This is a genomic window from Nocardia sp. NPDC059195, assembly GCF_042754695.1.
GTDB lineage: Bacteria > Actinomycetota > Actinomycetes > Mycobacteriales > Mycobacteriaceae > Nocardia.
Window position 1 is genome coordinate 110,610 of record NZ_JBHZBG010000020.1, and the last position, 6,392, is coordinate 117,001.

Below are 6,392 nucleotides of genomic sequence, written 5' to 3' on the forward strand. Positions count from 1 at the left end.
ACCATGAAGGCGCCCCGACACGTCGACTCGACTACGGGGCGCCTTCTGGCTGTGCGACCGTCATCGCCCTGCGCAATCGCGCGAGCAGCCGCTCGAACTCGGCGAGCTGGGCGGGGTCGTAGTCGGCCAGGATCGCGTCCTGCTCGGCATTGATCGGGTGGAAGAACTCGTCGGCCAGCTGCCGCGCGTTCTCGCTACACCGCAAGGTCACCACCCGCCGGTCGGAGTGCTCGCGGCTGCGGGTGATGTATCCCGCCTGCTCGAGCCGGTTGAGCAGGGTCGTCATCGCCCCCGAGGTGAGGGTGATCCGCTTGCTCAGCAGCGCGGGAGACAGCGGCTCAGCGGCCTGTTCGGCGGCGGCGATCTCCATCAGCGCGAACGCGTCGGTGGAGTGCACGCCGAGAGTTTCCGCGAATCGGCGGCCCAGTTCGGTGAAGCTCGCGCCGTAGTCGATGAGCCCCGCGGCGAGCCGCTGCCGCCGCATCGCGACATCGCCGGATGTCTGCTCCACCATCTCGTCCTCTCGTCGACCGCCCGATTGACAACTTACCGCCCGACATTTACCTTCACCATAAAGTAACTTCATGACGGAGGTATAGTGCGGACAGAAACCGAGACTCCACCGCTGCGCTTGTGGCTGGGGCTGATCGCCGTCTCCCTCGGCGTCGCGTTGATCGTGGTCGATCTGACGATCGTGAACGTGATCCTCGCGCCGATTGTCGAGGATCTGGCGATCACCTCGATTCAGGCGCAATGGATCCAGGAGTCGTACGCGATCGTCTTCGCGGCGCTGCTGCTGGTCGCAGGCCGGCTCAGCGACCTCCACGGCGCACGCAAGCTGTTCCTGATCGGGTTGGTCGTCTTCGGCGTCACCAGCCTGCTCGCCGCGCTGGCACCCAGTGGCGGTCTACTCATCGCGGCCCGTTTCCTGCAGGGCATCGGTGGGGCGATGATCCTGCCGACCTCGCTGGCCCTGGTGAACGCGACCTTCACCGGAAAGGCTCGCGGGCAAGCCTTCGCAATCTGGGGATCGACGATCGGCGCGGCCGCCGCGGTCGGCCCGCTGCTCGGCGGCCGGCTCGCCGACTGCTCCTGGCGGTGGGCCTTCGGCATCAATATCCCCGCGGTCGCGCTGATCATGGTGGCCGTGCTGATCTATCTCCCCACGGCACCGAAGAACGTCGGTCGCGTCGATTGGCTCGGCGCCGCACAGTCCGCGCTCGGCCTCGGCCTCCTCGCGTTCGCGATGATCGAAGGGCGGCATTACGGGTGGCTGACGGTGACCGAGCCGCTGAGTATCGGTGAATTCGGCTGGCACAGTGGGCCTTCACCGGTGCTGATCGCGTTCATCGGTGCCGCACTCGCGCTCGGACTGTGCTGGCGCAGGCAAGCGATGCTCGGTCGCACCGGCGGGGAACCGCTGGTCGATGTGCGGCTGTTCTCGATCGATTCGTTCCGCAAGGGCAACGTGGTGACACTGATCGTCGGCCTCGGCGAGTTCGGCATCATCGCGGTGCTGCCACTGTGGATGCAATTCGCCCTCGACTACACCGCATGGCAAGCCGGACTCGCGCTGGTGCCGCTGGCGATCGGCAGTTTCGTCGCCAGTGGCGCGAGTTTCGCACTGACGGCCTCGGTCTCGGCGCTGGGACAGGTCAGGATCGGTTTGCTGCTGGAAGCGGCCGGGCTGGCCTTGCTCGGCCTGTTCGCCGCGGCGGACAGCAGCTGGTGGTCGATCGCGCTCGCACTGTTCGTCTACGGCATCGGCGTCGGCTTCGCCACCGCCCAGGTCACCAATATCGTGCTCGCCGATGTGCCGGGCGAGAGCGCGGGCCAGGGCTCGGGAATTCAAAGCGCGGCACGGGAACTCGGATCGGCGCTGGGTATCGCGGTCCTCACCACCGTCTACTTCAGCACGGTCGGCACCGGCCTGCGCGATCGCCTGACCGACGTCGGGCTGCCCGAATCCGAGGTGCGGCAATTGGAGTCGACCGTGACCGACAGCGCGGGTTCGGCGATCGGAGCCCTCGCCGAGAACCCAAACACGCTGCCCATCGCGGAAGCGGCCCGCGCGGCCATGGCCGCGGGCATCGAGGTGGCGAGCTACCTGTGCGCGGGTCTGCTCGTACTCGCCTTGGCCACCACCACATTCGTCAAACCCGTACAACACGAGTAGCGGCACCACCATGCGAGGGGGCATGGACTCGCTCCGTGGCTGTTACCTGAAACGTGGCCGTTTGTAGAACAACCCACTCTAGGCAGCCTCTCCTTGCGAAGAGACAGTCCCCGTCTGACCCACCAACCGTTGGTGGTGCGAGGTAGACGCTTCAACGCCTCCTGCCTTCCCCACCGAATCGGTGAGGCAGGTCTTGCGGATAGCTCCACGTCCATCTCCAGCCGAAACGCTGGCGGCCGGGCTACTCCCGGTACCGGTCCCCGATACACCACCAGTATTGGTGGGTTCGCCGAGGCGGGCGAGATTGATCGCCGCATTGGTATCCCGATCAATCGCCGGGCAACCATTACGGCAGTGGTGAACACGGTCGCGCAACGCCAGCTTGGTTTTCGCCTGACAACGCGAACACGTTTGAGTGGAAGGAAACCAGCGATCCGCGGTCACGAGCCGGGTCTGATTCCAGGTGGTCTTGTAGCCGAGCAAGGTTCGTATCCGGCCGAGCGCGGCATCACTGATGGCACGGTTCAGCCCGCGCTTGTAGGTACCGCCACCCCGGCACATTCCCGCGACGTTAAGGTCCTCGACCACGATCACGTCATGATTGCGGGCGAGTCTCGTGGTGGCGGTGTGGAGTTCATGGCGGCGGATGTTCGCCACGCGGGCATGAGCTTTCGAGATCCGGTATTGGGTGCGTAGCCATCTTTTCGACGGGTCCAGCCGGGTTTCGGTTCTCTGCTCCCAACGGCCCTGCTGTCGGGCGGCTTTGCATTGCAACACCCGCAGCTTCGTTTGCGCGGCGGTGAGTGGTTTCGGCGCCACCACTCGCTCGATCTCTGTGCCGTCTGGTGCCGCAACGACGAGCAGGTCTTTGACTCCGACGTCGATTCCCACGATCGGGTACACCGGCTTGGCATCATGCGCGGACCGCTGCTTGCCTTCGACGATCACCTGAAACGCGCAATACCAGCGCCCGCCCTCGTATTTGACTGTCGCGGAAAGAATCCGCGCGGCTCCGGCCTCGGCCCGACGCGCCAGTTTGCGGGTGGATTCGTGGGTGTGGATCGTGCCGAGCACCGGCAGGACGACGTGGTGTCGATCGGGGGTCACTCGGATAGCGCCGGTGGTGAACCTGACCGAGTTCACCGCGCGATGCTTGGACTTGAAGCGAGGAAACCCGACTTCGGCGCCTGCCCGCTTACCTGCCCGCGATTTGGACCAGGCGTCCAAACCCCTTGCAAGGCCGTCTAACCCACTGTTGTATGCCTCTTTCGAGTTCTGCGACCACCATGGCGCGACCGCGCCCTTGCGGGCGTTCCACGTTTTGCGCAACGCCGCCAGACTCCAGCCCAGCGCGGGGGTCAATTCGTCGTCGGACACACCGTAGGAGCGTTCCGCGGCCCGCTGGCCGATAACTGATTTCACCAGCGCTAGCATGTGATTGTGAGCGAACCGCGCTGCCCCGCAGTGCGATCGGATCGCACGCTCTTGAGTCGGCGTCGGGTCCAACGCGAACCGATACGCCTGCACCGTCCATCCGTCGGGAACCTCGAACCTCGCCACCGGCTACCCCACCGATGTATCGGCGGCGGATTCGGTGGCGATAACGGCACGGTGCCCAACCACGAAGGGCGTCAAGCCGGAGGTATGACACCGGCATCCGATCGTCTTCCACCCCAACGGATTCACAGATTGATTCAAACATACGTTCGGTTCGCTGACAAGTAGCCATGTGGCTCAGTTTCAACATACTTCTATGTCACTCACACTTCGAGCAGGTGTGGCCGATATTCTTGCTGACCGGTGGAGTCCCCTATAGCCGATCAGACTGACGGGCGGCGACCACCATAATTGTCGGCGATGCCTGACGTCAGAGTCGGGCGCGCTGGATCAACTCGGTGGCGATATAGGAGTCCGACGCCGGGGTAACCACGGTGTCGTTGTCGACGTCGACCAAGTAGCGACCGGCCGCTCGATGTCCGTCGCGAATATCGATCCAGTTCAAGTATTGGGGCGGAAGCTTGTGACGGCCGCGAACGTCGAGTTCGATGCACAGGTGCCCCTCGGCGCTGCGGGGAGCTCGCAGGAGCGCACGGATGCGGGTTTCGACAACATCCTTACCGTCGGCTTGGACGAAGTACGAAGTCGGCGGTTCCTCACCCCGTACTCGTGGGGTGAAGCCGATCATGCGTTGTACTCGGCCACCACTCGTGGACGGCATGGTAGTGACGATTCCGCGGCTGAGGTTCGCCCGACGCGTGACCAGGAGTTCGAGTGCTCCACCGAATTCTATTGTTGCCCCGGGTAATTGGTGAAGGAGTACGCCGTAGTCCCCGGCGGCTACCGCCAGACATCGGATCCGGTTACCGGTGGCATGCACCTGGCCGGTACACAGGATCCGCAGTTCGGGGTCGTTCAGGGTTCGTAGCGCTCCCCTATCAGCCGGTCGAGAACTCGCACAACGTCGTCCACTGCTTCAGGGTCGAGCTTCAAGGTTCCCGCCGCGACAGCGTCATTCATCGCCTGGATCTGTGCCTGCCCGTAGTCGATCTGCACCACAACCCCCCGTATCTCAGTCGATCAGCGGCCACGTTACCAGCCGCCGCACCAGGCCGGCCTCACCGTGATGCTTCCCTCTACAACACACGATCCTCGGGACTGGCGAGGCGTGATTCGTACAAGCGCTGCAGCACTACCGACCGAGCGAACCATCGAGCGCGGTGCCAGACCGGGCACGTGGCATCTTCGACGACGCTGAGTCTGGCCCGCCACCAAGGTATTCGGTGATGACCGGACTAGTACGCGAATGGTCCGCGCTCCCCCGTGAAGGGATGCGCGGACCGAGCACCAGGATAGCGCGGTCAGGCCGCCACGCCAACGCGCTGACACAACTCCCGAACATCCGGACCCATCCCCGTCGGCGGATGCTTGGACAACCCGAGCAGAAGTTCTTTGGCGAACCCGTTGAACGAGATCGTCTCCGGAGCGGTCCTCTGTGCTTTGTCCAGCAGCGCCAGCACCGCGGCGTCCTCGTCGCGTTGGCTGTAAGCGCGGGCCACCTCGATCAAGTGCCTGGACCGGCGCGGCACCGACACGATCGCGTCCTCGTCGAGCGCACGGGCCGCCCGCAGCGCCTCACCTGACCGACGCAGATCCACGCCCAGCGTGACCGCGTTCGCACCCTGGACCGCCTGCCCGAAGCTGGTCTGGATATGCCGATAGGTTGGGCCGAGCTGCTGTGCCCAGCGATCGGCCCGATCCCACGCCGCCCACGCATCACCATGTCGCCCGCGGCGGCCCTGCACCAGGGCGGCCTCAGCCTGCAGCGCACCGGCGATCCCCCGCCAATCGTCGGGGGTCTCGTCGCGATCGAGATACGGGGCGAGGATCTCCGTGCCCGACTCGATCAGGGCCAGCGCCTCCTCCCATCGGCCGGAGTCGCGCAGTGCCTGCACCATCGACCACGAGGAGGCGGCGATCAGGTAGGGATCGTCGGCTTCGTATGCCTGCCCCAGCGCCCGGTCCGCGACCATCCACACCAGGGCAGCGTCACGCTGGTAGGCCACATAGAAGTCGGCCAGTTGGTAGACACCGGCCAGGACTCGACGTGCCTCCCGTCGACCGGGGCCTGGTGCGCGGGCCGCCTCTTGTGCCTCGCGAATCAGGCTCGGCAGGATGACGCCGAGCTGGGTGCGGTGGTCGGGGCTGGTGTGCCGAACCTCCCACGCCAGGCGTAGCCGCTCGGCCAGGTGCTTGATGTTGTGGACGCGTCCCGGTAGCGGGCGCCGGAAATCGGTGAGCGCGGCCTGGACATCGCCCAGCGCCGCGTGCTTCTCCCCTGCGTAGAGATTCACCGAGACAGCGTGGCCGTTGCCGGTCAGCTCGGCGAGGTCGGCCAAGCCCAGGGCATCGGCGATGGCCAGCAGCATCGGCAGCTTCGGCGGTTGCAGCACACCGTTCTCGACCTGCTTCACCCAATCGGAGGACCGGCTGATCCGATCGCCGAGCACGGGCCGACTGATGCCGGCGCGCTCGCGGTGGCGTTTGATCCGCAGCCCAATGGGCGCTTGATCTTCCATGTTCCGTACCCCTTCACGGCGGGCGTGGAATGCGATCTGTCCAGTCTAAGTGGTCACGCCCGTAAGTCGTTCGGGGGTCAGTGTCCGAGGTAGAGATCGCAGGCGCAGTCAAGGGCTTCCTGGGGGCTGCCTGCGGTGAA

Annotated in this window: 6 protein-coding genes; 1 reads left to right on the plus strand and 5 read right to left on the minus strand. The window is 65.3% G+C overall.

From position 1 onward, the window contains the following. Positions 1-31 precede the first annotated feature (31 nt). Positions 32-514 carry a MarR family winged helix-turn-helix transcriptional regulator gene (locus tag ACFXKN_RS23615; protein WP_379433827.1) on the minus strand — a complete coding sequence of 161 codons (483 nt, stop codon included), beginning with the start codon at positions 512-514 and terminating at the stop codon, positions 32-34. 84 nt (positions 515-598) lie between these two features. Here ACFXKN_RS23615 and ACFXKN_RS23620 point away from each other — a divergent pair, with 84 nt between their 5' ends. Then, entirely contained in the window at positions 599-2,176 is a 1,578-nt protein-coding gene (locus ACFXKN_RS23620) for a DHA2 family efflux MFS transporter permease subunit (protein WP_379433828.1), read from the plus strand. Between the two features lie 78 nt (positions 2,177-2,254). On the opposite strand, the gene tnpB is transcribed toward ACFXKN_RS23620, so the two are convergent. The 4 genes from tnpB to ACFXKN_RS23640 all read right to left on the minus strand — a co-directional run bounded on the left by tnpB (position 2,255) and on the right by ACFXKN_RS23640 (position 6,252). Then, positions 2,255-3,736 (minus strand): IS607 family element RNA-guided endonuclease TnpB, encoded by a 1,482-nt coding sequence (tnpB, locus tag ACFXKN_RS23625; RefSeq protein WP_379433829.1) that lies wholly within the window; start codon positions 3,734-3,736, stop codon positions 2,255-2,257. Between the two features lie 307 nt (positions 3,737-4,043). Beyond that, positions 4,044-4,553 carry a hypothetical protein gene (locus ACFXKN_RS23630; protein WP_379433830.1) on the minus strand — a complete coding sequence of 170 codons (510 nt, stop codon included), beginning with the start codon at positions 4,551-4,553 and terminating at the stop codon, positions 4,044-4,046. A gap of 35 nt (positions 4,554-4,588) precedes the next feature. Next, on the minus strand, positions 4,589-4,729 hold the full coding sequence (locus ACFXKN_RS23635; RefSeq protein ID WP_378969932.1) for a hypothetical protein: 141 nt from the start codon (positions 4,727-4,729) through the stop codon (positions 4,589-4,591). Positions 4,730-5,034: 305 nt separating this feature from the next. Beyond that, the gene (locus ACFXKN_RS23640) at positions 5,035-6,252 is read right to left on the minus strand and encodes a helix-turn-helix domain-containing protein (RefSeq protein ID WP_378969936.1); all 1,218 of its coding nucleotides are present in this window, start codon (positions 6,250-6,252) and stop codon (positions 5,035-5,037) included. Between the last annotated feature and the right edge of the window lie 140 nt (positions 6,253-6,392).

Coding starts and splice junctions, on each gene's coding strand:
- ACFXKN_RS23615 (WP_379433827.1), bottom strand. CDS start 514: ATGGTGGAGCAGACATCCGGCGATGTCGCGATGCGGCGGCAGCGGCTC.
- ACFXKN_RS23640 (WP_378969936.1), bottom strand. CDS start 6,252: ATGGAAGATCAAGCGCCCATTGGGCTGCGGATCAAACGCCACCGCGAG.